This window comes from Actinotalea soli (assembly GCF_017565425.1).
GTDB classification, from domain to species: domain Bacteria; phylum Actinomycetota; class Actinomycetes; order Actinomycetales; family Cellulomonadaceae; genus Actinotalea; species Actinotalea soli.
Window position 1 is genome coordinate 128822 of sequence record NZ_JAGEMK010000002.1, and the last position, 20395, is coordinate 149216.

The 20395-nt window shown below is 73.5% G+C and carries 20 protein-coding genes and 1 riboswitch; of the genes, 11 read left to right on the forward strand and 9 right to left on the reverse strand.

Annotated features, from left to right (window positions below; all coding sequences use genetic code 11):
• Nucleotide 1 precedes the first annotated feature (1 nt).
• Nucleotides 2-466: a hypothetical protein gene (locus J4G33_RS04860; RefSeq protein WP_208054816.1), complete on the reverse strand. Its 465-nt coding sequence runs from the start codon at nucleotides 464-466 to the stop codon at nucleotides 2-4.
• Between the two features lie 146 nt (nucleotides 467-612).
• On the opposite strand from J4G33_RS04860, the gene J4G33_RS04865 reads away from it, so the two are divergent.
• The 3 genes from J4G33_RS04865 to J4G33_RS04875 all read left to right on the forward strand — a co-directional run bounded on the left by J4G33_RS04865 (nucleotide 613) and on the right by J4G33_RS04875 (nucleotide 3429).
• Nucleotides 613-1200, forward strand: coding sequence for a TetR/AcrR family transcriptional regulator (locus tag J4G33_RS04865; RefSeq protein ID WP_208054817.1), 588 nt, complete (start codon nucleotides 613-615; stop codon nucleotides 1198-1200).
• 186 nt (nucleotides 1201-1386) lie between these two features.
• Entirely contained in the window at nucleotides 1387-2769 is a 1383-nt protein-coding gene (locus J4G33_RS04870) for a cryptochrome/photolyase family protein (RefSeq protein WP_208054818.1), read from the forward strand.
• Nucleotides 2770-2952: 183 nt separating this feature from the next.
• Nucleotides 2953-3429, forward strand: a complete 477-nt coding sequence (locus tag J4G33_RS04875) for an aromatic ring-opening dioxygenase LigA (RefSeq protein ID WP_208054819.1) — start codon at nucleotides 2953-2955, stop codon at nucleotides 3427-3429.
• 130 nt (nucleotides 3430-3559) lie between these two features.
• On the opposite strand, the gene J4G33_RS04880 is transcribed toward J4G33_RS04875, so the two are convergent.
• Nucleotides 3560-4744, reverse strand: a complete 1185-nt coding sequence (locus J4G33_RS04880) for a class I SAM-dependent methyltransferase (RefSeq protein WP_208054820.1) — start codon at nucleotides 4742-4744, stop codon at nucleotides 3560-3562.
• Nucleotides 4745-4905: 161 nt separating this feature from the next.
• Here J4G33_RS04880 and J4G33_RS04885 point away from each other — a divergent pair, with 161 nt between their 5' ends.
• Nucleotides 4906-6333 (forward strand): putative bifunctional diguanylate cyclase/phosphodiesterase, encoded by a 1428-nt coding sequence (locus J4G33_RS04885; protein ID WP_208054821.1) that lies wholly within the window; start codon nucleotides 4906-4908, stop codon nucleotides 6331-6333.
• Between the two features lie 64 nt (nucleotides 6334-6397).
• Nucleotides 6398-7477 carry a hypothetical protein gene (locus J4G33_RS04890; protein ID WP_208054822.1) on the forward strand — a complete coding sequence of 360 codons (1080 nt, stop codon included), beginning with the start codon at nucleotides 6398-6400 and terminating at the stop codon, nucleotides 7475-7477.
• Here J4G33_RS04890 and J4G33_RS04895 read toward each other — a convergent pair.
• Nucleotides 7446-9899 (reverse strand): beta-galactosidase, encoded by a 2454-nt coding sequence (locus tag J4G33_RS04895; protein ID WP_208054823.1) that lies wholly within the window; start codon nucleotides 9897-9899, stop codon nucleotides 7446-7448. The two genes, J4G33_RS04890 and J4G33_RS04895, sit on opposite strands and share 32 nt — an antisense overlap.
• A gap of 106 nt (nucleotides 9900-10005) precedes the next feature.
• A complete protein-coding gene (locus J4G33_RS04900) occupies nucleotides 10006-10677 on the reverse strand; it encodes a hypothetical protein (RefSeq protein ID WP_208054824.1) in 672 nt (223 codons plus the stop codon).
• 204 nt (nucleotides 10678-10881) lie between these two features.
• A riboswitch (cyclic di-GMP riboswitch) is annotated at nucleotides 10882-10957 on the forward strand.
• Nucleotides 10958-10966: 9 nt separating this feature from the next.
• Between J4G33_RS04900 and J4G33_RS04905 the strand changes: the two genes are divergently transcribed.
• On the forward strand, nucleotides 10967-11152 hold the full coding sequence (locus J4G33_RS04905) for a hypothetical protein (protein WP_208054825.1): 186 nt from the start codon (nucleotides 10967-10969) through the stop codon (nucleotides 11150-11152).
• Nucleotides 11153-11155: 3 nt separating this feature from the next.
• On the opposite strand, the gene J4G33_RS04910 is transcribed toward J4G33_RS04905, so the two are convergent.
• Both J4G33_RS04910 and J4G33_RS04915 read right to left on the reverse strand, forming a co-directional pair.
• Nucleotides 11156-11464: a nuclear transport factor 2 family protein gene (locus J4G33_RS04910; RefSeq protein WP_208054826.1), complete on the reverse strand. Its 309-nt coding sequence runs from the start codon at nucleotides 11462-11464 to the stop codon at nucleotides 11156-11158.
• 28 nt (nucleotides 11465-11492) lie between these two features.
• Entirely contained in the window at nucleotides 11493-11783 is a 291-nt protein-coding gene (locus J4G33_RS04915) for a hypothetical protein (RefSeq protein WP_208054827.1), read from the reverse strand.
• A gap of 106 nt (nucleotides 11784-11889) precedes the next feature.
• On the opposite strand from J4G33_RS04915, the gene J4G33_RS04920 reads away from it, so the two are divergent.
• Entirely contained in the window at nucleotides 11890-12456 is a 567-nt protein-coding gene (locus J4G33_RS04920; RefSeq protein WP_208054828.1) for a GNAT family N-acetyltransferase, read from the forward strand.
• Nucleotides 12457-12493: 37 nt separating this feature from the next.
• On the opposite strand, the gene J4G33_RS04925 is transcribed toward J4G33_RS04920, so the two are convergent.
• Both J4G33_RS04925 and J4G33_RS04930 read right to left on the reverse strand, forming a co-directional pair.
• Nucleotides 12494-13516 (reverse strand): 1-aminocyclopropane-1-carboxylate deaminase, encoded by a 1023-nt coding sequence (locus J4G33_RS04925; protein ID WP_208054829.1) that lies wholly within the window; start codon nucleotides 13514-13516, stop codon nucleotides 12494-12496.
• Nucleotides 13513-14172 (reverse strand): GntR family transcriptional regulator, encoded by a 660-nt coding sequence (locus J4G33_RS04930; protein ID WP_208054830.1) that lies wholly within the window; start codon nucleotides 14170-14172, stop codon nucleotides 13513-13515. The genes J4G33_RS04925 and J4G33_RS04930 overlap by 4 nt, the downstream gene beginning before the upstream one ends.
• 127 nt (nucleotides 14173-14299) lie before the next feature.
• Here J4G33_RS04930 and J4G33_RS04935 point away from each other — a divergent pair, with 127 nt between their 5' ends.
• The gene (locus J4G33_RS04935; RefSeq protein WP_307793754.1) at nucleotides 14300-15100 is read left to right on the forward strand and encodes a metallophosphoesterase family protein; all 801 of its coding nucleotides are present in this window, start codon (nucleotides 14300-14302) and stop codon (nucleotides 15098-15100) included.
• Between the two features lie 170 nt (nucleotides 15101-15270).
• Nucleotides 15271-15867, forward strand: a complete 597-nt coding sequence (locus J4G33_RS04940; protein WP_208054831.1) for an OmpA family protein — start codon at nucleotides 15271-15273, stop codon at nucleotides 15865-15867.
• Nucleotides 15868-16175: 308 nt separating this feature from the next.
• On the opposite strand, the gene dnaB is transcribed toward J4G33_RS04940, so the two are convergent.
• Nucleotides 16176-17555, reverse strand: coding sequence for a replicative DNA helicase (dnaB, locus tag J4G33_RS04945; RefSeq protein WP_208054832.1), 1380 nt, complete (start codon nucleotides 17553-17555; stop codon nucleotides 16176-16178).
• A gap of 303 nt (nucleotides 17556-17858) precedes the next feature.
• On the opposite strand from dnaB, the gene J4G33_RS04950 reads away from it, so the two are divergent.
• Together J4G33_RS04950 and J4G33_RS04955 are read left to right on the forward strand one after the other, a co-directional pair.
• The gene (locus J4G33_RS04950) at nucleotides 17859-19214 is read left to right on the forward strand and encodes an MATE family efflux transporter (protein ID WP_243758627.1); all 1356 of its coding nucleotides are present in this window, start codon (nucleotides 17859-17861) and stop codon (nucleotides 19212-19214) included.
• A gap of 48 nt (nucleotides 19215-19262) precedes the next feature.
• A complete protein-coding gene (locus tag J4G33_RS04955) occupies nucleotides 19263-20372 on the forward strand; it encodes an aromatic acid exporter family protein (protein WP_208054834.1) in 1110 nt (369 codons plus the stop codon).
• The last annotated feature ends 23 nt before the right edge of the window (nucleotides 20373-20395 follow it).

A 20395-nucleotide genomic window follows, 5' to 3' on the forward strand; every position in this document is an offset into this window, starting at 1 on the left:
CTCAGGCGATGAGGTCGACGCCGATCGCGGCGAGGACGCCGAAGGCCGTGCCCCACAAGATGATCGAGAGGATCTGCCAGCGGATGACGGCGTCCTTGGAGGCCCCGAAGGAGACCATCGCCATCGAGGTGATCTGGCTGGGCAGGACGGACTGGCCGAGCAGGCTCACCCCCGCGACCCCGTACTTGTCGAAGGCCCTGCGCAGCTTCTCGCGTCGCGGGGAGCTCTCGCGCTGCCGAGCGACCTTGCCGCGGACCGTGCTGGCCCCGAGCACCAGCGCGACCATCGAGAGGATGTTGCCGACGACGGCTGCGGCGATCGCGACCACGGGGTTGAGCCCGGCGACGACCCCGATGACGGAACCGAAGTAGGACTCGACGAACGGGATGGCCCCCGCGAGCATCACCCCGACCCACTGCAGCAGGGTCGGCAGGGTGGCGGTGAACTCCTGCAGGCTCTCGATCATGGTGACCCCCGGTTCCGGTCCGCTCAGGACCCGTTCGTCGTTCTCGTCGGGATGCTGCTCCGTGCGTAGTACTGCGTGCTAGTACGGTGTGCTGGACCCAACGCTAGCACACCGTACTAGGGTGGGCTGCGACGACAGGAGACCCCGTGACCACAGACCGACGGCAGCAGATCCTCGCCGCCGCCGACGCGATCGTCTCCGAGCGCGGGTTCCCCGCCCTGAGCGTCCGCGGCGTGGCCGCGAGAGCCGGCATCGGACCGAGCACCCTGCGCCACTACTTCCCCACCCAGCAGGACCTCTACGACGCCGTCGTCGGCCGCTCCTTCGACACCAAGGTCGAGGACCTCCGCATCACCGACGAGACCGTCGCCCCCGCCGCGCGCCTCACCGAGTGCCTGCTGCAGTTCATGCCCGAGGACGAGTCCGCCCTCCCCGCCCTCGGGACGTGGCTGCGGACCTACGCCGCGACCCTCGAGCCCGACCGCAACGAGCACGTGGTCCGGCTCCTCGTCTCCCTCACGACCCACGCCCGGTCACGGGTCGACAGCTGGCTGGCGACCCTGGAGGCGGAGGGAGTGCTCCGGTCAGGGCCTGCCGACCGGCACCGCACCGCCCTCCTGGCGGTCGTGGACGGCCTCTGCCTCGCGATGCTCACGCCCGGAGTGAGGACCCCCCTCGCCGAGGCTCGCGCCGTCCTCGCCCACGTCGTCGAGAACCTCGTCGTGACCCCCTGACCCCTCGCCCCCCTCCCGCAGGTGGCTGCCCCAGGCCGCTGGTCGGGGGCCGAGGGCAGGGGCCATCCGCGGCAGCGACTCGCGGGCCAGAGGAGGCGGCGACCGGCGGGCGGGGCGACCGGCCAGCGGGCGGGCGGGCTGGCGCAGCGGGAGCGCGCCCTGCGGGGAGGCCGTAGCGTCGGGGGCGTGACGAGCATCCTGTGGCTGCGCCGTGATCTGCGACGACGGGACCACCCGGCCCTCGGTGCCGCGGCCGAGGCGGCGGGGGACAGCACCGTCCTCCCGGTGTTCGTCGCCGACCCGACCCTGCTCGGCTCCTCGGGGCCCGCCCGCACCGCTTCCCTGCGCGACGCGCTGACCGAGCTCGACGCCGCCCTCGACGGTGCGCTCGTGATCCGGCACGGCCGCCCCGAGGACGTCATCCCGGCCCTGGCCCGCGAGATCGGCGCGACGGGCGTGCACATCAGCGCCGAGACCACCCCCTACGGCCGCCGCCGCGACGCCCGGGTCGAGGCGGCCCTGGCGGAGGTGGGCGACGGCGTCCCCCTGGTCGCGACGGGCAGCCCGTACGCGGTCACCCCCGGCCGGGTGCTCAACGGCAGCGGCGACCCATACAAGGTGTTCACCCCCTTCTCCAGGGCGTGGCGCGACCACGGCTGGCGTCGCCCTGCCGAGGAGCCCGCAGAGCTGCGGTGGCGCCGCACCGTGGACTCCGAGCCCCTCCCGGACGCCCCCGACGGCGACCTGCCCCCCGACCTCCCGCCCGTGGGGGAGCAGGCCGCCCTGGACCGGTGGCACGAGTTCTGCGAGGACGACCTCGCCGAGTACGGCTCAGCCCGGGACCGCCCCGACCTGCGCGCGACCTCCGAGCTCTCGGTGCACCTCAAGTACGGGACGATCCACCCCCGCACCCTGCTCGCCGACGTCGCGAACCACCGGGACGGCCGCACCGACGGCGCCCGCACCTTCGTCACCGAGCTGGCCTGGCGCGAGTTCTACGCCGACGTCCTGTGGCACGACCCCGCCTCGGCGTGGTCCGACCTGCGCCCCGGCCTGGCCGCCATGGCCTACGACGACGCCACGGGGCCGGCCGCCGAGGCCTTCGCGGCCTGGCAGGCGGGCCGCACCGGGTTCCCCTTCGTCGACGCCGGGATGCGCCAGCTCCTCCAGGAGGGGTGGGTGCACAACCGGGTGCGCATGGTGGTCGCGAGCTTCCTGGTCAAGGACCTGCACGTGTGGTGGCCGCACGGTGCCCGGCACTTCCTGACGCACCTGCGCGACGGGGACATCGCCTCGAACAACCACGGCTGGCAGTGGGTCGCAGGTACCGGGACCGACGCGTCGCCCTACTTCCGGGTGTTCAACCCGGTGACCCAGGGCGAGCGCTTCGACCCCGACGGCGAGTACGTGCGCCGGTACGTGCCCGAGCTGCGGCACCTGAGAGGCAAGGCGGCGCACCAGCCGTGGAAGGCCACCGACGGCTACGCCCACGGGTACCCCGAGCAGATCGTCGACCACGGTGCCGAGCGGACCGAGGCCTTGCGCCGCTACGAGGCCGCCCGGGGCTGATCGGCAGCGCCGAGGCCCCGAAAACGGCTCTGATCAGGACGTTCGTCCTGGGTTACTCCCGGACCTTGGGCCCACAAAATGGGCCTGCGGGGGCGGCAGAGTATTCACCAGAGGGCGAGAGACGCTCTCACCGAGGACCACCGGCGCGATCCCGGCCTCGCATCCTGGGAAGGGTTCACCACCATGAACGCCACCGTCTCGAACGCCAAGCCCGTCAAGATCATCGGCCTCATCGCCATGATCGCCGGCGCCGTCCTGATCATCGCCGGCGCCGCCACCGCCCTCGTCGTCCGCGACCAGCTCGTCGCCGAGAACATCACCCTCGGCGAGGACGCCGCGATGTTCCAGGGCAACGTCGTCGACGGCCCGATCGACGCCTACCTCCAGGCCGAGGTCATCGACATGCACGCCCGGGAGATGGCCGGCGGCCAGACCTACGCCGAGCTCGACCGCGAGGACCCCATCCGCGCGACCGTCATGAACGGCTCCTTCCTGCGGGCCTCGCTGTTCACCTCGATCATCGCCTTCGGCATCGCAGCCTTCGCCGCCGGCATGGGCATCCTGTTCATCCTCGTCGGATGGGCCCTGCGCAAGCTGGTCGACACCGCCCCCGTCACCACCGCCAACACCCCGGTCGTGAAGGCCGGCGCCAGCGCCTGAGAACCTCCCAGGGCTCGACGGCCCCGTCCCCCACCCGGGGGGCGGGGCCGTCGGGCGTCCGGGACCGGGGGCCTGCGCGCGGGGTGGGAGCTCTGGGGCCAAGGCCTCCCGCGACGTCTGCTCGGGCCGCTCAGCCCTTGGTCGAGGCCGTGACCGTGAACTTGGGATCGCGGCTGAGCTGCCGGGTCCTGCCCACGGCCCGCTCGAGCACGGGCCGGTACACGAGGTGCGAGTTCCACACGGCCCACAGCTCCCCGCCGGGGCGCAGCACCCGCGCCGCCTCACCGAAGAGCCGGCGTGCCACGCCCGTGTGCACCGCGGTCCCGGTGTGGAAGGGCGGGTTGAGCACGACCAGGTCCACGCTCGCGTCCTCGACCCGGCCCAGGGCGTCGTCGTGGGTCACGGTGATGCGGTCACCGAGGCCGTTGGCCGCGGCGGTGGCGCGGGCCGAGGCGGCCGCCGCGGCCGAGTCGTCCGTCGCGAGGACGTGCAGGTCCGGGCGGCTGCGGGCGAGGAGGGTCGCGACCACGCCGGAGCCGCAGCCCAGGTCGACGGCCCGCTCGGCGCGCGGGGCCATGGCGTCGAGGTGCGCGAGCAGCTGGCGGGTGCCGATGTCGATGCGCGTCCCGGCGAAGACCCCGCCGTGGGCGCAGACGGTGAGGTCGAGGTCCGCGTGGTGCTCGCGCGCCGGCCACCGGGGCGCGGACTCCCCCTCGGTGCCGCCTGTGCTGTCACCGGCGGTGGCGCTGCGGGTGCTCGCCTGCGGCTGGGACGCGACCAGCACGCGGGACTTCTGCCGCGCGAGCCGCGCCTCGACCTGACCGAAGGACCGGCCGAGCACCTCGTTCATCGAGCGGGTCATGTGCTTGATCCGACCCCCGGCGAAGACCTGCACCTCGGGGTGCGCCCACCGGGCGACGAGCTCGGCGGTCTCCTCGAGGGAGTCCAGGGCCCGCGGCAGCTGCAGGAGCACCACGCGCGCTCCCTCGAGCCCGGCCTGGTCGAGCTCGACCGAGGTCCACGCCTCGTCGAGCCCCGCGCGGGCCGAGTTCGCCTCGAGGGCGCGTCGGCCGCTGCGGGCGTCCTGGTGCACACGCAGCCCGGTCTGCCCGTGCAGGGCGGCGGCACCGAGGGTGATCGCCCCGTAGCGGTCCTCGATCACCACGACGCTGCCGGCCGGCGCGGCCACGAGGGCCTCGGCGGCGTCGTCGAGCAGCAGACGGTCGGTCGCATCGACGGCCACCAGCTCGCGGGACTCGACGTCGGGCCAACGGCGCAGGTCGTCGAAGGAGAAGTCGTTCGCGGGGGGCTCCATGGGCCCAGCCTCGCACCTCCGCGCGGGGCCGACCGCCACGGGTGCGTGGGGTGAGGTGCTTGAACGGAGGGCGCCGCACCGCGACGATCGTGCACGGAGCACTCATCCCGTGGGCGCTCCGGCCGATCACAGGAGCAGCCCGTCCCGAGAGAGGCACTGCCATGGCGCCCGAGCAGCCCAGCGCCGCTGAGACGCCCCGGCCGCCGCGGCGGCCGCGCGCGACGCGGATCGCCGACCTGCTCGACGACGCCCGCGCCCGGATCGGCCCCACCACCCCGCCCACCACGACGGGTCCGCTGCCGGTCAACGAGGTCGAGCGCTCGGTGTTCCGCGACCGCCTCACCGGCCTGCCCAACCGGCTCAGCCTCGAGCAGGAGATGACGCGCCTCGAGTCGGCTGCGGCGTCGATGACCGTCGTGGTGCTCGACGTGGACGACTTCCGCGCGATCAACGACGCCCGCGGCGCCGAGACCGGGGACGCCGTGCTGCGTGCCATCGGCTCGCGGCTCGCGGGCTACGAGGGCCTGCGGGCCTTCCACCTGGGCGGTGACGAGTTCGCCCTGCTCGGCGCGGAGGCCAAGGGACCCGCCGGGCTCGGCCTCCTGGTGTCCCGGCTGCAGACCGAGCTCGCCCGCCCCTGGCTGGTCGGCTCGGTCCCGGTGACGCTGAGCGCGAGCATCGGGGTGGCCACCGGTCCCCTCCACCAGGACATCCGCGGGCACCAGGTGCTGCGGATCGCCGACGACGCCATGCACCAGGCCAAGCGTGAGGGGCCGGGACGCGTCGCGGTGCGGGACGAGGACGCGACCCAGCGTCTCGCGCTGCGCACGCGGCTCGCCGAGCGGCTCGAGGGGGCCGAGGGCCGCGGCGAGCTCGAGGTGTACTACCAGCCGATCCTGCGGGTGGCCGACCGTACCTGGGCGACGGTCGAGGCGCTGGTCCGGTGGAACGCCCCCGACGGCGTTGTCCCGCCCTCGGAGTTCATCCCCCTGGCCGAGGAGTCCGGTCAGATCAGACGGATCGGCGCCTGGGTCCTCGAGCGGGCGGTGGCCGACCTCGCTGTGCTGCGCGCCCGCACCGGTCTGACGCCCCGGGTCAACGTCAACGTCTCGGCCGAGCAGCTGACCGACCCCCTGTTCCTCGGCTCGGCGGCCGACCTGCTGCGCTCCTCGGGCCTCGAGCCACGCTCGGTGGTCCTCGAGCTGACCGAGTCCCTGCTGCTGGTCGACCCCGAGGCGACGATCTCGGCCCTGACCGAGGCCCACACCGCGGGGCTGGGCCTGGCCCTGGACGACTTCGGCACGGGCTACTCGTCGCTGTCCTACCTGGTGCGCCTGCCCTTCGACGTGGTCAAGCTGGACCGGTCCTTCGTCACCGAGATCGCGACCTCGACCCGGGCCCAGCGCCTGGTGGGCGCCCTCGTGCAGATCGCCCACGACCTGGACATGAGCGTCACGGTCGAGGGCGTCGAGACCGAGGAGCAGCTCGCCGCCCTCGCCGCGGTGGGCTGCGACACGGTGCAGGGCTACCTCTTCTCCCGCCCCCTGCCGCTCGAGGACCTCATCGCCGCGACGACACCCCGGGCCTGAGCCCTCTAGCCTTGGCCACGACCGAACGCCCGCCTGCCCGCCCGACGACGACGTGAGGCCACCCATGGTCGACGACCTGACCACCCGAGCCCCCGGACCCCGGAGGCGCACCCCGAGCGCTCGCCAGCTGGCGACCCTCGCCCTGACCGTCACGGCCCTGCTCGCGACCGCGGGCCCGGCCGCTGCCCACGGCAAGTGGTTCGCCGAGCACGACGGCGGCGGTGACTGGGGATTCTTCTTCTCCCCGCTCCCCCTGGCCCTCACCGCCGCGGTGATCGCGGTGACCGTGGTGTGGCGGCTGGTCGCGCGACGTCTGCCCCGGCCCGAGCTCGCCGTCCTGAGCCCGCTGGGGCGGATCGCCCCCTACATCCCGCGGCTGCTCGCGATCCACATGGGTGTCTCGCTGCTGGCCTTCTCGGTGACCGGCGGCTTCCTCACGCCCTCGCTGCCCCTCGACGACGTCCCCGGCGGCGACTTCGCCGGGGTGGTCCAGGCGGCGATCGGCGTCTGGCTCATCACGGGCATCCGGCTGCGCATCCCGGCCCTCGGCGTGGTGCTGCTCGGTCCGCCCGCGCTGCTCGCGGCGGGCCCGGTGGCCCTCCTCGAGACCGCCGACACCCTTGCGGTGGCCCTGTTCCTCGCGGTGCTGCCGCCCTCCGACGGGGCCTTCGGCCGGGTGACGCCCAGCCCGGAGAAGCTGCGGTGGGCGCTGTTCTGGCTCCGGCTCTTCGTCGCGGTGGCCCTCATCACGCTGGCCTTCAGCGAGAAGTTCACCAACCCCGAGCTCGCCCGGAACCTGCTCGAGAACTACCCCGAGCTCAACCTCTTCGCCCTGATCGGCCTCCCGGTCACCGACGAGGTGTTCATCGTGATCGCGGGGACGATCGAGCTGCTCTTCGGCCTGCTGGTGCTCTCCGGGGCACTGCCCCAGATCGCCGTCCTGGTGGCCCTCGTGCCCTTCAACCTGACGCTGTTCATCTTCGGCACCACCGAGGTGATCGGGCACCTGCCCGTCTACGGGGTGTTCCTGACGCTGCTGGTCTACGGCTCGAACAAGGAGACCGCGTCGGCCGTCCCGTGGTTCCCGCGGGCGGCAGACTGGCGCGCCGCCCTCAGACGACCGTCCACCACCGGCGAGCGATGACCTCGACGCGGTCCACGACCCCGAGCTGATCGCTCGCCCCGGCCAGGCGGACGGCGGCCTCGGTCGGCAGGGCGATGGTCGAGGCCGTCGCGAGCGGCAGCAGGTGCAGGGTCACGGTGCTCTCGGGGCCGACGCCGAGATCACCCAGGTCGAGGGTCCATCGCGAGCCGTCCCAGAAGCGGTCGGCCACGGTGACCCCGTCGACCCGGATCTCGGCGACGTCCCCGGCCCAGTCGACGTGCAGCCACACGTCGCGGGGCGCAGCCAGCGCCCACGCGGGCACGGCGAGCTCGTGCACCGCGGCGAGCGCGTCGACGGCCTCCCGGCCCGGGGCGGACTGCCGACCCTCGTGCCAGCCGTGGTCGGTCGGGACCTGCCCTGCGGCCCTGACCTCGGTGAGGGCGACGTCCTCCCGTCCAGGGCCCGGGCGCTCGGTCGGCTCGACCGGCCGGTCCGACGACGGTGCGTCGGAGGGCTCGACCGTGTCCTGCGGCCCCGGCTCGAGGGGTCCTGCGAGCGCGAGCTCCACGACGCTGCGCCGTGACGGGTCGTAGCGCCGCACCTGGGGCGCCCCGGAGGCCGACCGGACCTGCACCGCGCCGTCGGCCCCCCAGGTCAGCGCGTCGGCGCTGAGCAGCAGGGCCCGGCCGCCCGGCTCGCGGACCCACGCGGTCCGCGCGGTCTCGGCATCCAGCACGAGCAGATCCACGGCGCCCTCTCCCCGGGTGATCCGGTGCGGGGTGAGCGAGGGCTCGAGGTGGAGCACGTCGTCGGGGGCGAGGGCGACCTCGACGTCGATCCCGGGCTCGGCGGTCAGCACGAGGGTCGGCACGGCGCGCGTCTCGCCGTCGCCGTCGCTGTCCGTCCCGGGGGCCGGGTCGAGGACCGTGAGGAGCGAGGCGGTGGCCCAGGCGATGCGCAGGCCCCCGACCGACCACGCGACGGGCCACCGGGCGAGGGTGCCGGGCGGGATGGTGACCGGCCGCGAGGGCAGGGTCAGCACCTCGTCGTCGAGGGTGACCTCGAAGCGCGCGTCGACGTAGGGGTCGAGGGGCACGTGGGGCTGGTGCCAGGCGAGGAACAGCACACCGCTGCGACCGTCCGACCGCAGGGCCCAACGCAGGGTGGTCACGTCCTCGACTCCCGTGGGCATCTCCTCGGGGAGGGTCGAGGGCATGTCCGCGAGGGCGGGGCCGAAGGCCGCCAGGAAGGCGTGCTGGCGGCGCAGCTCGGCGTGGCTCGGCGCGAGGTCCCCGGCCTCGCCCACGGGGGCGTGGAAGTCGTAGCTGCGGCGCGGCAGGTCGTTGGGGTAGCCGGTGGCCTGGGACTCCTGCAGGCCGGGGCCCTCGGGACCGGCCAGGCCCCAGGGGTTCGTGCCCCCCGCGTACATGTAGTAGCCCTGCCAGGCCGAGCCGTTGCCGATCTTGACGTGGGCGACGGTCGCGACGTCGAGGGCCCGGGGCCACGGGCGCCGGTGGTAGGCCGTGGCCATCCCGCCGCCGAGCTCGCAGGTCGCCGCCGGGAGGTCGGGCGAGGGGGTGCGGTCGGCGGGCGCGAGGCGCGCCTGGGCTGCCGCGCTGCGCAGGTCCGCCCCGATGCCCGGGTCGTCCCAGACGTGGGAGAACAGGTGGTGCTCGCGGAAGGTCGGGTCCCACGGCTGGTCGGCGTCGACCCAGAACCCGTCGCCGTAGCCACCGAAGAGGGGCAGCACCTCGCCGACGGGCAGCTGCGCCCCGCCCCAGGCGGTCGCCGTCCACAGCGGAGCGACGAGACCGGCCTCGCGGGCGAGCCCCTTGAGGGTCGCGACGTGCGTGGGCTGGTCGTAGATCTCGTTCTCGATCTGGATGCCGATCACCGGGCCGTCGGGCCCGCACCGGTCGGCCACCGCGGTGGCCACCTGGCTGAACCACTCGCGCACGAGCTCGAGGTAGGCGGGGTCGTCGGTGCGGTGCGCGACGTCGGCCTGCTGCACCCAGTCGGGGAAGCCGCCGTTGCGCACCTCACCGTGGCACCAGGGCCCGATCCGCAGCACGACGTCGAGGCCGGTCTCGGCGCACAGGTCGACGAAGGCCCCGAGGTCCAGCTCGCCCTCGAAGCGGGGGCGGCCGCGCTCCTCGACGTGGTGGATCCAGAAGACGTAGGTCGCCACCACGGTGATGCCGCCCGAGCGCATGAGCCGCAGTCGCTCGGCCCAGCGGTCGCGCGGGACCCGCGAGTAGTGGATCTCCCCCGAGACGGGGATCACGGGGGCGCCGTCGCGCTCGAGGTAGCGGTTGGTCAGGCCCAGGCCGGGGCGCTGGTCCTGCTCGTTGGCCATGGCCGGGCGGGTCAGAGGCCCCGTCCAGGGGCGGTGCCGGACGGCCGACGGCGCGAGGCCCTCGTGGGTCCGGTTCGTCCCGTCGTGGGGCACCTGCTCCGTCATGCGTGTCTCCTCAGCTCCACCCCTGCCGCGGACGAGGCTCTCACGACCCGCGGCGCGGCTCGACCTGAGACCAGGAAGAGGACGCTGCGCCGGGTGGGGGGCGCCGTCAGCCTGCGGTGACCTGCGCGGGGGTGGTGCCCGTGATCCGGGCGACGAGGGAGACGGCGCCCTCCCAGTAGCGGGCGTAGTGCTGGGGATCGGCGTTGCGCTGCACGGTGTGCGCGACGAGGGTCGGGGCCATGGTCTCGCGGCCCTCGACGCGGGCCAGGGCCGAGTAGAAGCTGCGCGAGCTCGCCGCGGGGTCCATGCGCTCGGCGAGGGTGCCCCAGGCGCCGTTGTCCCGCTGCTGGAAGAGCCCGCGGCTGTCCGGGCCGGCCGTGTCCCCGTGGTCGAGGACCCGCAGCGAGGACTCCCCCATCGCGGTCATCACGGCGAGGGCCTGGTCGCGCAGGGACAGACCCATGGTGCGGCCGGTCTCGACGACGGCGGCCGCGTTGCCCACCTGCTCGGCCGTGTAGCCGGGGACGGTCGGGAGATTCGCCGGGGTCGTCGGCGCAGCGGCCGCCTGGACGGGGGCGGTCTGCGTCGCGGCGGTCGGCATCGCCACCGTCTGCGTCGGCGCGGTCTGCGTCGCGGCGGTCTGCGCGGCGAGCACCGAGGCGAAGTCCACGGCGGAGGTGGAGGGGGCGGCCTGGGTCGTCCGAGCGGTCCCGCCGAGGGTGTTGAGGGTGCCCTGGAGGGTCGCGATGCGTGCACTGATCGCGGCGATGCCGTCCATGAGCCCCCTGTCCGTGCCGGATGCGGTCACCGGACCCATCGGCCGGGCGGCGGCCGGCGTGAGGGCTCCGCCAGACCTCGCCGCCAGGTGAGGATACGGCCGGCGCGGCGTGTGACATAGATCACTAATGTGATCGCTCAAGGTGTCCGAATTGTCAGACGATGAGAAGAAGGAGTCACGGACGGGGGATCACCGGGACTCACGTCACGAGAAGGGCAAACCCGCCGAGAGGCGGGGACGCAAAGCCAGGGGCCCCCTCAGGGGCCGCCCAGCCACCGAACGAGCGGACATGGACATGAACCCCGTAGCACCCCTCCCCGCAGTGCTCGCCGCCCAGGCGGCCACCACCCCCACGACCGTCACGGCCCGCTGGGTCCGCGACGGGCTCCAGGTCATCAACGGCGGGACCGGGGCCCTCGGCTCGGCCGCCGACGCGCGCGCCCTCCTGTCGGGGCTCCCGACCCAGGTGCGCTGACCCTCAGCCGTCCTCGGCCCCGCCGCCCCGAGTCGGGAAGCCCGTCTCGGGGCGCGGAGCGAGCACCGTGCTCGAGCTGACCGTCGCCGTGCGGCGCAGGATCGCCCACCGACCGTCACGCCGCGCGTAGAGATCGTCGTACTCCCCCACGCTCAGCCGCCATGTGCCGTCGGCACCACGGGTCAGCGCGTGGGCGACGCTGCGCCCCGACGCGGAGTCGCCGTCGACCTCGACCTCGAGGCCCGTGGTCCAGTGCCTGGCCAGGTCACGCTCGTCAGCGCCGCGGCAGTAGTCCACGCCCAGCCGCTGCACCGCAGCGACCGCGTCCAGGTCCGCGGGCTCAGGCGGCCTCGCGGCCGGCCTCCTCGGCGAACAGCGGGCGCAGGGCCGCGATGACGTCGAGCCGGTCCACGTCCTTGATCTGCGCGACCAGGGCCACGCACACGTTGGCGAGGGTCAGGGCGCCGTAGGCCACGGGCGTGGCCCTGTCCTCCGCGCCGGCGACGAGACCCTCGAGCTGAGCCATCGCGAGGGGCACCGCCTGGCGCGAGGCGACCCGATCGTCCGGGTCCAGGGCCGTGAGGGCGTCGAGCAGTGCGCGGGCGATGCCTTGCTGCTGCTCCGGGGTCACAAAACGACCATACGGGGCACCGGGCCACCGCCGCGCCCCCCGGAGCGCGGCTTCACCCGAAGGGGGGACCAGGGCTCGGTCCGCGCGCCGGTGGCAGACTCCGGGCATGGTTACCGGGACCACGACGACGCCGCGGCTCGTCCTCTCCCCACCCAGGCAGGCCGACCTCGCCGAGCTCCATGCCCTGCACGCCGACCCCGGGGTGTGGGCGCACTTCCCCTCCGGGCGGCACGCCACGGTCGAGGCCACCGCGCGGATCCTCACCGAGACCATCGCCGGGTGGGAGGAGCGCGGCCTGGACTTCTGGACTGTGCGCGCCCGGCTCGACGAAGGGCCCGGCGCCCTGGTCGGGATGGGCGGGTGCCGCCTGCACCGCGGTCCCGTGTGGAACCTCTACTACCGCCTCGCCCCGACGGTCTGGGGCCAGGGCCTGGCCCAGGAGCTCATCGCCGCTGCCCGCGCAGCCGCCGCCGCGCAGCACCCCGAGGTCCCCGTCGTCGCCTACCTCCTCGAGCACAACGACGGGTCACGGCGGGCGGCCGAGCGCGCGGGGCTGCAGCAGGTGTGGCGCGGGCCCGACGTCGGCAACCCCGACCCCGACGCCGTCCGGCTGGTCTACGCCGACCGGGAGGTCGACGTCGGGATGCTGGGGGTCGTCACCGGGCAGGCGTGACGGCGGGCCAGTCGATCGAGGGCGACCCACCGACCGTTCAGCTGAACAGCGCGCTGTACCCGTTGAGCGCGGGCTGACCGCCGAGGTGGGCGTAGAGGACCGTCGACCCGGCGGGGATCTCGCCGTCGCGCACCAGCTGGATGGTCGCGGCCATCGACTTCCCTTCGTAGACGGGGTCGGTGACCATGCCCTCGGTGCGGGCCGCGAGGCGCATCGCGTCGAGCGTCACCTCGTCAGGGATGCCGTAGGTGCCGGCGTGGAAGCGCTCGTCGAGCTCGACGTCCTCGAGGGTCAGCCCGCGCTCGAGGCCGATCCGCCGACCCGTGCTCTGCGCGATGCGCAGCACCTGGTCACGGGTCTTCGCCGGGTCGGCCGAGGCGTCGACGCCGAGCACCCGTCGGGGCCGGGCGCCCTGCTCCTCGGCGAGGGCGAAGCCGGCGACCATCCCGGCCTGGGTGGATCCGGTGACCGAGCAGACCACCACGGTGTCGAAGAAGACGCCGAGCTCCTCCTCCTGCTGGGCGACCTCGCGGGCCCACCCGGCGAACCCCAGGCCGCCGAGCGGGTGGTCCGAGGCCCCCGCGGGGATCGCGTAGGGCCTGCCGCCGTCGGCCTCGATCTGGGCCAGGGCGCGCTCCCAGCTCTCGCGGAAGCCGATGTCGAACCCGGCGCGGACCAGGTGCACCTCGGCCCCGGCCAGACGGGAGATGAGGATGTTGCCGACCTTGTCGTAGACCGGGTCCGGCCAGTCGACCCAGCTCTCCTGGACCAGGACGCAGCGCAGGCCGGCCCGGGCGGCGACCGCGGCGACCTGGCGCGTGTGGTTGGACTGCACGCCCCCGATCGAGACGAGGGTGTCGCAGCCCTGGACGAGGGCGTCGGCCACGAGGTACTCGAGCTTGCGGGTCTTGTTGCCGCCGTAGGCGATGCCTGAGTTGCAGTCCTCACGCTTGGCCCACACCTCGGCGCCGCCGAGCTCGGCGGTGAGCCGGTCGAGGCGGTGCACCGGGGAGGGGCCGAAGAGCAGCGGGTAGCGGGGGTGGTCGTCGAGGGTGGTCATGTCGCCTCCGGGTGGGCGCGGTCCAGCTCGAGCACGAGCGTGGTCCAGATCGCGGTGGTCAGGGCGACGGCGGCGTCGACGTCGGTCGAGCACGCCTCGATGAGGCGCGCGTGCAGGTCCACGGAGTCGTGACCGTGGGGGGCGGCGAAGCGCTGGCGCTCGAGCCGCCGGATCATCGGGGTGAAGCGGGTGACGGTGGCCTGGGCCGCGGCGTTGGCCGCGCGGTCGAGGAGCACCTGGTGCAGGTCGTCGTCGGCCGCGAGGGCCGCCTCGGTGTCCCCCGAGCGGACCGCCGCGGCGAAACGCTCGTTGGCGGCGCGCATGCGGTCGAGGTCCTCGGCGGTCAGGTGCGGGGCGGCCTCGCGGGTCGCGACCTCGTGCATCGACCGGACCACGACGGCGGCCCCGCGCACGGCCTCGGCGTCGAGCGGGGTGACGCGGGTGTGGCTCTGGGGCTTGGTCTCGACCAGGCCCTCGTCCCCGAGGGTCACCAGGGCGGCGCGGACGGGGGCGACCGAGAGGCCCAGCTGGGCCGCGAGGGCGGTGTCCTTGATGACGTGGCCCGGGGCGAGGTCCCCGTCGACGATCGCGGACCGGATGCGCGCGGCGGCCTGGTCGCGCAGCAGGACGCGGCGGACGGGGGGCAGGTGATGCATGGTTGACATCTAACATGTCAGTGGCCAGGTGAACAAGGGTCGGGCTGTGCCTGATGACGACGAGCCGCCTGGGCGGCGCTCAGCTGCTGGCTACCCTGGGCGGACCAGCATCGAGGGGACCCTGAGCGTGGACAGCACCGGAACCGCGAGCGTGGTCGAGCGGATCGCCGTCGTCTCCGACGTGCACGGCAACATGACCGCCTACGACGCGGTGCTCGCCGACATCGACGCGCGGGGCATCCGCACGGTCATCAACCTGGGGGACGTGGCCGGCAAGGGTCCGCGGGGGTCGGCGGCCGTGGCCCGGACCCGCGAGCGCTGCGCGGTCACGGTGCGCGGCAACTGGGACGACCTGCTGCCCACCAAGGAGTTCCCGCCCGGAGACCCGATGACCTGGTGGAAGGAGGAGCTCACCGACGCCGACCGCACCTGGCTCGCCGAGCTTCCTCTGGTGCACCACCTCGAGCTGAGCGGTCGCCGCATCCGGCTGCTGCACGCCTCGGCCGAGAGCGTCCACGTGCGCGTCCACGCCCGGCACACCGACGAGCAGTTCGACGGCATGTTCGCGACCACGCCACTCACGGGCGAGGGGCCCGAGCCCACGATGGTCGTCTACGGCGACATCCACGACGCGTTCGTCAAGGTCCGCGACGGCCGCACCCTGGTCAACGCCGGGAGCGCAGGCAACCCGCTCGACGAGACCGCGGCCTCCTACGTGGTGCTCGAAGGGGTTCCGGGGGGCAGCGCGACGGACGTCTTCAGCCTGCAGATGGTGCGCGTCCCCTTCGACGTCGAGGCCGAGATCGCGGTGGCCCGGGGGGTGGGGATGCCGTCGCTGGAGGCCTACGCCGTGGAGCTCCGCACCGGGGTGTACCGCGGGTGGCACGCCGAGCGGGGACTGCGGGCTCCGGACGTCCTGGGACGCTGACGAGGCGGCCTGGCTCATCGCCGCCCACCGACCCCAGCCCGAGACGCAGCAGCGGGTGAGGTGTTCATCGGGCGCGACGATCCGCGACGCGCACGGAACCACCTGTCCGAGTCGATCGACCTCTTGGTCCAGCAGGACTGGCCGGAGATTCTCGACGTACCGATCACGCGATGACCGCGACTGTGCAGCCTAGGAACCGGGTGGCCGCCATCGCGGTGACTGCCGTCCTGGTGACCACCCTCGCGACCGGGCCCGCGCAGGCGGAGGACTTCCGCGACCCGGAGGACTTGCCCGAGGCGAGCAACCAGATGGTCGCGGATGCCGTGCGGGTCTTCGACGTGCGGGACGCCGTGCGGGCGTTCACGCCGAACGACTCGGTGCAGGTCGTCAAGGAGCAGGTCCGCCGCGTGGACGGGGACACCCTCATCACGCTGTCCTCGGACATCTTGTTCGAGCCGGAGAGGGCCGAGCTCCCGGACACGGCCCCGGACAACCTCGAACCGGTCCTGCGCGACGTCCCGCGAGCCGCCGAGGTGAGCGTCACGGGGCACACCGACTCGGTCGGCGACGACGCGAGCAACCAGACGTTGTCCGAGGAACGTGCCCAGGCCGTGGCGAACGCGATCGCGGCGGCCCGGCCCGACCTCGTCCTGACGGTCGCCGGACGTGGCGAGACCGAGCCGGTCGCGACCGAGGTGGTCGGCGACAGCGTCGACGTGTCCGCGCGCGCGAAGAACAGGCGCGTGGAGATCCGCTACGGCACCTGATCCTCGCCACCCGTGATGCGGGATGCGGCCCCCGGACCCTCGGTGCGGGGGCCGCACCCGGGCCGAGGGGCGACGTCGGAGCGCTCGATCGGCAACCGCGTCCCTCGCGGGCTGAGATCAACGGCTCCAGCGGGGCCTGGTCGAGTCAGGTGAGACCTGCGCGACGCCACGAGGAGCTCTCTCGACTCACGCGCCCCCGTGCCCGACGACGTCGACCCGGCGAGACTCCGCCACGAGATCCCGAGGCCAGCGACCCGCGTCTCTGTCGGTTCCCGAAACCCCGTTCCCGAACTCGACGAAGCCCGGCACTACATCCCCGACGGAGCCATGTCGACGAAGCGGGCGTAGTGGCCCTGGAAGGCCACGACGATGGTGTCGGTGGGGCCGTTGCGGTGCTTGGCGACGATGATGTCGGCCTCGCCCGCACGCGGGGACTCGCGCTCGTAGGCGTCCTCGCGGTGCAGCAGCATGACGATGTCGGCGTCCTGCTCGATGGAGCCGGACTCACGCAGGTCGCTCATCTGGGGCTTCTTGTCGGTGCGCTGCTCGGCGCCACGGTTCAGCTGGGAGATGGCGATCACGGGGACCTCGAGCTCCTTGGCCAGGAGCTTGAGGGCGCGGGAGAACTCCGAGACCTCCTGCTGGCGGGACTCGACGCGCTTGCCCGAGCTCATCAGCTGCAGGTAGTCGATCACCACGAGCTTGAGGTCGTGGCGCTGCTTGAGCCGCCGGCACTTGGCACGGATCTCCATGAGCGACATGTTCGGTGAGTCGTCGATGAACAGCGGGGCCTGGGAGAGCTTGCCCATGGTCGAGGCGAGCTTCTGCCAGTCCTCGTCGCGCATGGTGCCCTTGCGCATGTTCTGCAGGGGCACGCGGGCCTCGGCGGAGAGCATGCGCATGGTGATCTCGTTGCGGCTCATCTCCAGGGAGAAGACCACCGACGTGAGGCCGTGCTTGATCGACGCCGACCGGACGATGTCGAGCCCGATCGTCGACTTGCCCATAGCAGGGCGCGCGGCGATGACGACCATCTGGCCCGGGTGGAGGCCGTTGGTGAGCTTGTCGAGCTCGATGAAGCCGGTGGGCACGCCGATCATGCCCTCGCCGCGCTGGCCGGCGGCCTCGATCTCCTCCATGGTGCCGTTGATGATCTCGGCGAGGGGAAGGTAGTCCTCGCTGGTGCGCTGCTCGGTGACGGCGTAGATCTCGGCCTGGGCGTTGTTGACGAGGTCGTCGACGTCGCCGCCCTCGGTCGCGTAGCCGAGCTGGACGATGCGGGTCCCGGCCTCGACCAGGCGGCGCAGCACGGCCCGCTCGCGGACGATGCGGGCGTAGTAGCCGGCGTTGGCCGCGGTGGGCACGGTCGAGATGAGGGTGTGCAGGTAGGGCGCCCCACCGATGCGCCCGATCTCGCCGCGCTTGGTGAGCTCGGCCGAGACGGTGACGGCGTCGGCCGGCTCGCCGCGCCCGTAGAGGTCGAGGATCGCGTCGTAGACGAGCTCGTGGGCCGGCTTGTAGAAGTCGGTGCCCTTGATCTGCTCGACGACGTCGGCGATCGCGTCCTTCGACAGCATCATGCCGCCGAGCACGCTCTGCTCGGCACCCACGTCCTGCGGGGGGGTGCGGTCGAAGCTTGCCTCGGGGCGACGTGCGCTCAGACCCTGCTCGAGCTCGTCGATGCTCACCGATCACCCTCCACCAGCGCTTGCGTACGTGTCGAACTGACGTTCTATCGCACGCCGCTGACACACTGCCTGCGCCGCCGACGACGAACTCCGTCGTGCTTCCTGCGCGAGGCTACGGGCAAGCTGGCGATGCCCCAAGCGGCGGGACCTCGGTCCTGTGCACGACCCTGGGGACGAGCTGTGGACAGCGTGCCCCGAAGTTGTGCACAGGCCGGGGACAACACTGTGGATAGCGTGGGAGAACTCGTGGGAACACGCGCTGAGCACCGTGTTCGCCGTACACCTGCTGTGGATAGGAACCCGTTGTCGAACCGTTCACCTGATGGACAGCCCGTCCCGTCTGGCGCGCCGTCCCTCGACCGTCAGATCCTGTCCCTCGCGGTCCCCGCGCTCGGGGCCCTGGTCGCCGAGCCGCTCTTCGTGCTGGTCGACTCTGCGGTCGTCGGGCGCCTCGGCACCTCCCAGCTCGCCGGGCTCGCCCTCGCCGGCACCGTGCTCACCACCGTCGTCGGCCTGTGCGTGTTCCTCGCCTACGCGACCACCGCGAGCGTGGCCCGCACCCTGGGCGCCGGGGACCGCCGTCGGGCCCTGGGCGCCGGGATCGACGGCATGTGGCTGGCCCTCGGGCTGGGCGTCCTGCTCGCGGCGGCCCTGTGGCTCGCGGGTCCCACCGTCGTGCAGGCCCTCGGCGCCCCGCCCGACGTCGTGCCGCACGCGGTCGCGTACCTCCGGTGGTCCGCCCCGGGCCTGCCGGGGATGCTCGTGGTCCTGGCCGCCACGGGGGTGCTGCGAGGCATGCTCGACACCCGCACGCCCCTGTGGGTCGCGGCCTCGGGGGCGGTCCTCAACGCGATCCTCTCGGTCGTGCTGGTCCTGGGCCTGGGGATGGGGGTCGCGGGCTCAGGCCTGGGGACGACGATCGCCCAGCTCGCCATGGGGGTCACCCTCGCCGCGGTCGTGGCCCGTGGCGCCCGGGCCGAGCGCGTCTCGATGCGGCCGACCCGCAGCGGGCTCCTGGCCGGGGCTCGGACCGGCGCACCGCTGCTGGTCCGCACCGTCTCGTTGCGCATCGCGATCCTCCTCGCCGTCTGGGTCGCGGCCGGCCTCGGCACCGTCACCCTCGCCGGCCACCAGGTGGTGATGGCCGTGTGGGGACTGATGGCCTTCGCCCTGGACGCCCTCGCGATCGCCGCCCAGGCCCTCGTCGGGCGAGGACTCGGAGCGGCCGACATCTCGACCACCCGCGCGGTGCTCCGACGCACCCTGCAGTGGGGTACCGGTGCCGGGGCCGTGCTGGGGCTCGTGGTGGGTGCGGCCGGGTGGTGGATCGGACCCCTGTTCAGCGCCGACCCCGACGTGAGACGCGCGGTCGCCCTCGCCCTGGTCGTCGTGGCGGTGACCATGCCCGTGGCCGGGTGGGTCTTCGTGCTCGACGGCGTGCTCATCGGGGCCGGGGACGGGCGCTACCTCGCCGTCGTCGGGCTCCTCACGCTGGCCGTGTACCTGCCGGCCGCCCTCGCGGTCCGGGCGTGGGCCGAGGACGGCGCGAGCGGGCTGGCGTGGTCCTGGGCGGCCTTCGCCGGGATCTTCATGCTCGCCCGCGCGGTCACCACCGGCCTGCGGGCCCGCGGCGAGGCGTGGATGGTCACCGGGGGCTGAGGGCGCCCTCCGGTGGTGACCCCGGGCCCCCTGCGCTGAACTAGGGCCATGCCCCCTGCGCCCCCCTCGCACCGGCCGCGGCGCCTGGCAGCCCTGCTCCGCCACCCCCGGATGGGCCTGGCCCTCAAGGCGGCGCTGGCCGCGAGCATCGCGTGGGAGATCGCCCTGCGTCTCCCCGAGCCCTTCGCCGAGTACTCCTTCTACGCCCCCTTCGGCGCGATCGCGATGATGTACCCGACCGTCGCGGGCTCGACCAACCAGGCCCTGCGCGCCCTCGCCGCCGTGGCGGTCGGTGGGCTCATCGCCGTCGGCGCGGACGCGGCCGTGGGGTCGGGGTTCCCCGTCGTGACGATCGTCGTGCTGCTGGGGATGCTCCTGGGCGGTCTGCGGATGCTCGGAGAGCACGCCGTGTACGTGCCGATGGCTGCCGTCTTCATCCTGCTGCTCGGGCAGGGTGACGAGTTCGAGTACGCGGCCGCCTACGCGGGGCTCTTCGCCATGGGCGCCGCGTTGTCGATCCTCATCAACGCCGCGTTCCCCAGCCTGCCGTTCAGGCAGCTCGATGGTGCTCTCGCCGGTCTACGGGCCGCGGTGACGGCGCACCTCGAGCACCTCGCCGAGCAGTTCGACGAGCTGGCGGAGGACGACGACGGGCACGTCGAGCGTGCTGCCCTGGGACGCCCGGACCTCGACGTGCCCACCGCCGCCGCCCGCGAGGCGATACAGCACGCCCAGCTCGCGACGCGAGGGAACCTGCGCGCCAGACGCAGTGGCCGGCGGTCGGTCGACGAGGACTACGAAGCCTTCCGCAGCCTCGAGCGTGTGGTCCTCCTCATCGACGACCTCTACGACCTCCTGGAGGACCAGCCCTGGGGGCACGACCTCAGCGCATCCCCTGAGGACCTGCGAGAGCCGGTCACCCGTGCGCTGCGCGCCCTGGTGCCCACGATCGAGCAGGTCGGCGTCGAGCCGCCCTCCGAGGACCTGCAGAAGGAGGTGGACGAGGCCATCGCCGATCTCACGCACGCGCTCCGTCGCCGGCAGAGCGACGGCGGGACCGACGCCGAGGCCTTCGTGGTCGCCACGATCATCACCTCGCTGCGGCGCTGCCTCGCCGCGACGATCTCGCCCGACCAGCTGCCGGCCTCCCCCTCCTGAACGTGCGACGAGGCCCGGCCCCC

Excerpts from the sequence above, each read along its gene's own strand:
- J4G33_RS04860 (WP_208054816.1), bottom strand. The coding sequence starts at position 466 with ATGATCGAGAGCCTGCAGGAGTTCACCGCCACCCTGCCGACCCTGCTG.
- J4G33_RS04875 (WP_208054819.1), top strand. The coding sequence starts at position 2,953 with ATGAACGCCACCGTCTCGAACGCCAAGCCCGTCAAGATCATCGGCCTC.
- J4G33_RS04880 (WP_208054820.1), bottom strand. The coding sequence starts at position 4,744 with ATGGAGCCCCCCGCGAACGACTTCTCCTTCGACGACCTGCGCCGTTGG.
- J4G33_RS04885 (WP_208054821.1), top strand. The coding sequence starts at position 4,906 with ATGGCGCCCGAGCAGCCCAGCGCCGCTGAGACGCCCCGGCCGCCGCGG.
- J4G33_RS04890 (WP_208054822.1), top strand. The coding sequence starts at position 6,398 with ATGGTCGACGACCTGACCACCCGAGCCCCCGGACCCCGGAGGCGCACC.
- J4G33_RS04895 (WP_208054823.1), bottom strand. The coding sequence starts at position 9,899 with ATGACGGAGCAGGTGCCCCACGACGGGACGAACCGGACCCACGAGGGC.
- J4G33_RS04900 (WP_208054824.1), bottom strand. The coding sequence starts at position 10,677 with ATGGACGGCATCGCCGCGATCAGTGCACGCATCGCGACCCTCCAGGGC.
- J4G33_RS04905 (WP_208054825.1), top strand. The coding sequence starts at position 10,967 with ATGGACATGAACCCCGTAGCACCCCTCCCCGCAGTGCTCGCCGCCCAG.
- J4G33_RS04920 (WP_208054828.1), top strand. The coding sequence starts at position 11,890 with ATGGTTACCGGGACCACGACGACGCCGCGGCTCGTCCTCTCCCCACCC.
- J4G33_RS04925 (WP_208054829.1), bottom strand. The coding sequence starts at position 13,516 with ATGACCACCCTCGACGACCACCCCCGCTACCCGCTGCTCTTCGGCCCC.
- J4G33_RS04930 (WP_208054830.1), bottom strand. The coding sequence starts at position 14,172 with ATGCATCACCTGCCCCCCGTCCGCCGCGTCCTGCTGCGCGACCAGGCC.
- J4G33_RS04940 (WP_208054831.1), top strand. The coding sequence starts at position 15,271 with ATGACCGCGACTGTGCAGCCTAGGAACCGGGTGGCCGCCATCGCGGTG.
- J4G33_RS04955 (WP_208054834.1), top strand. The coding sequence starts at position 19,263 with ATGCCCCCTGCGCCCCCCTCGCACCGGCCGCGGCGCCTGGCAGCCCTG.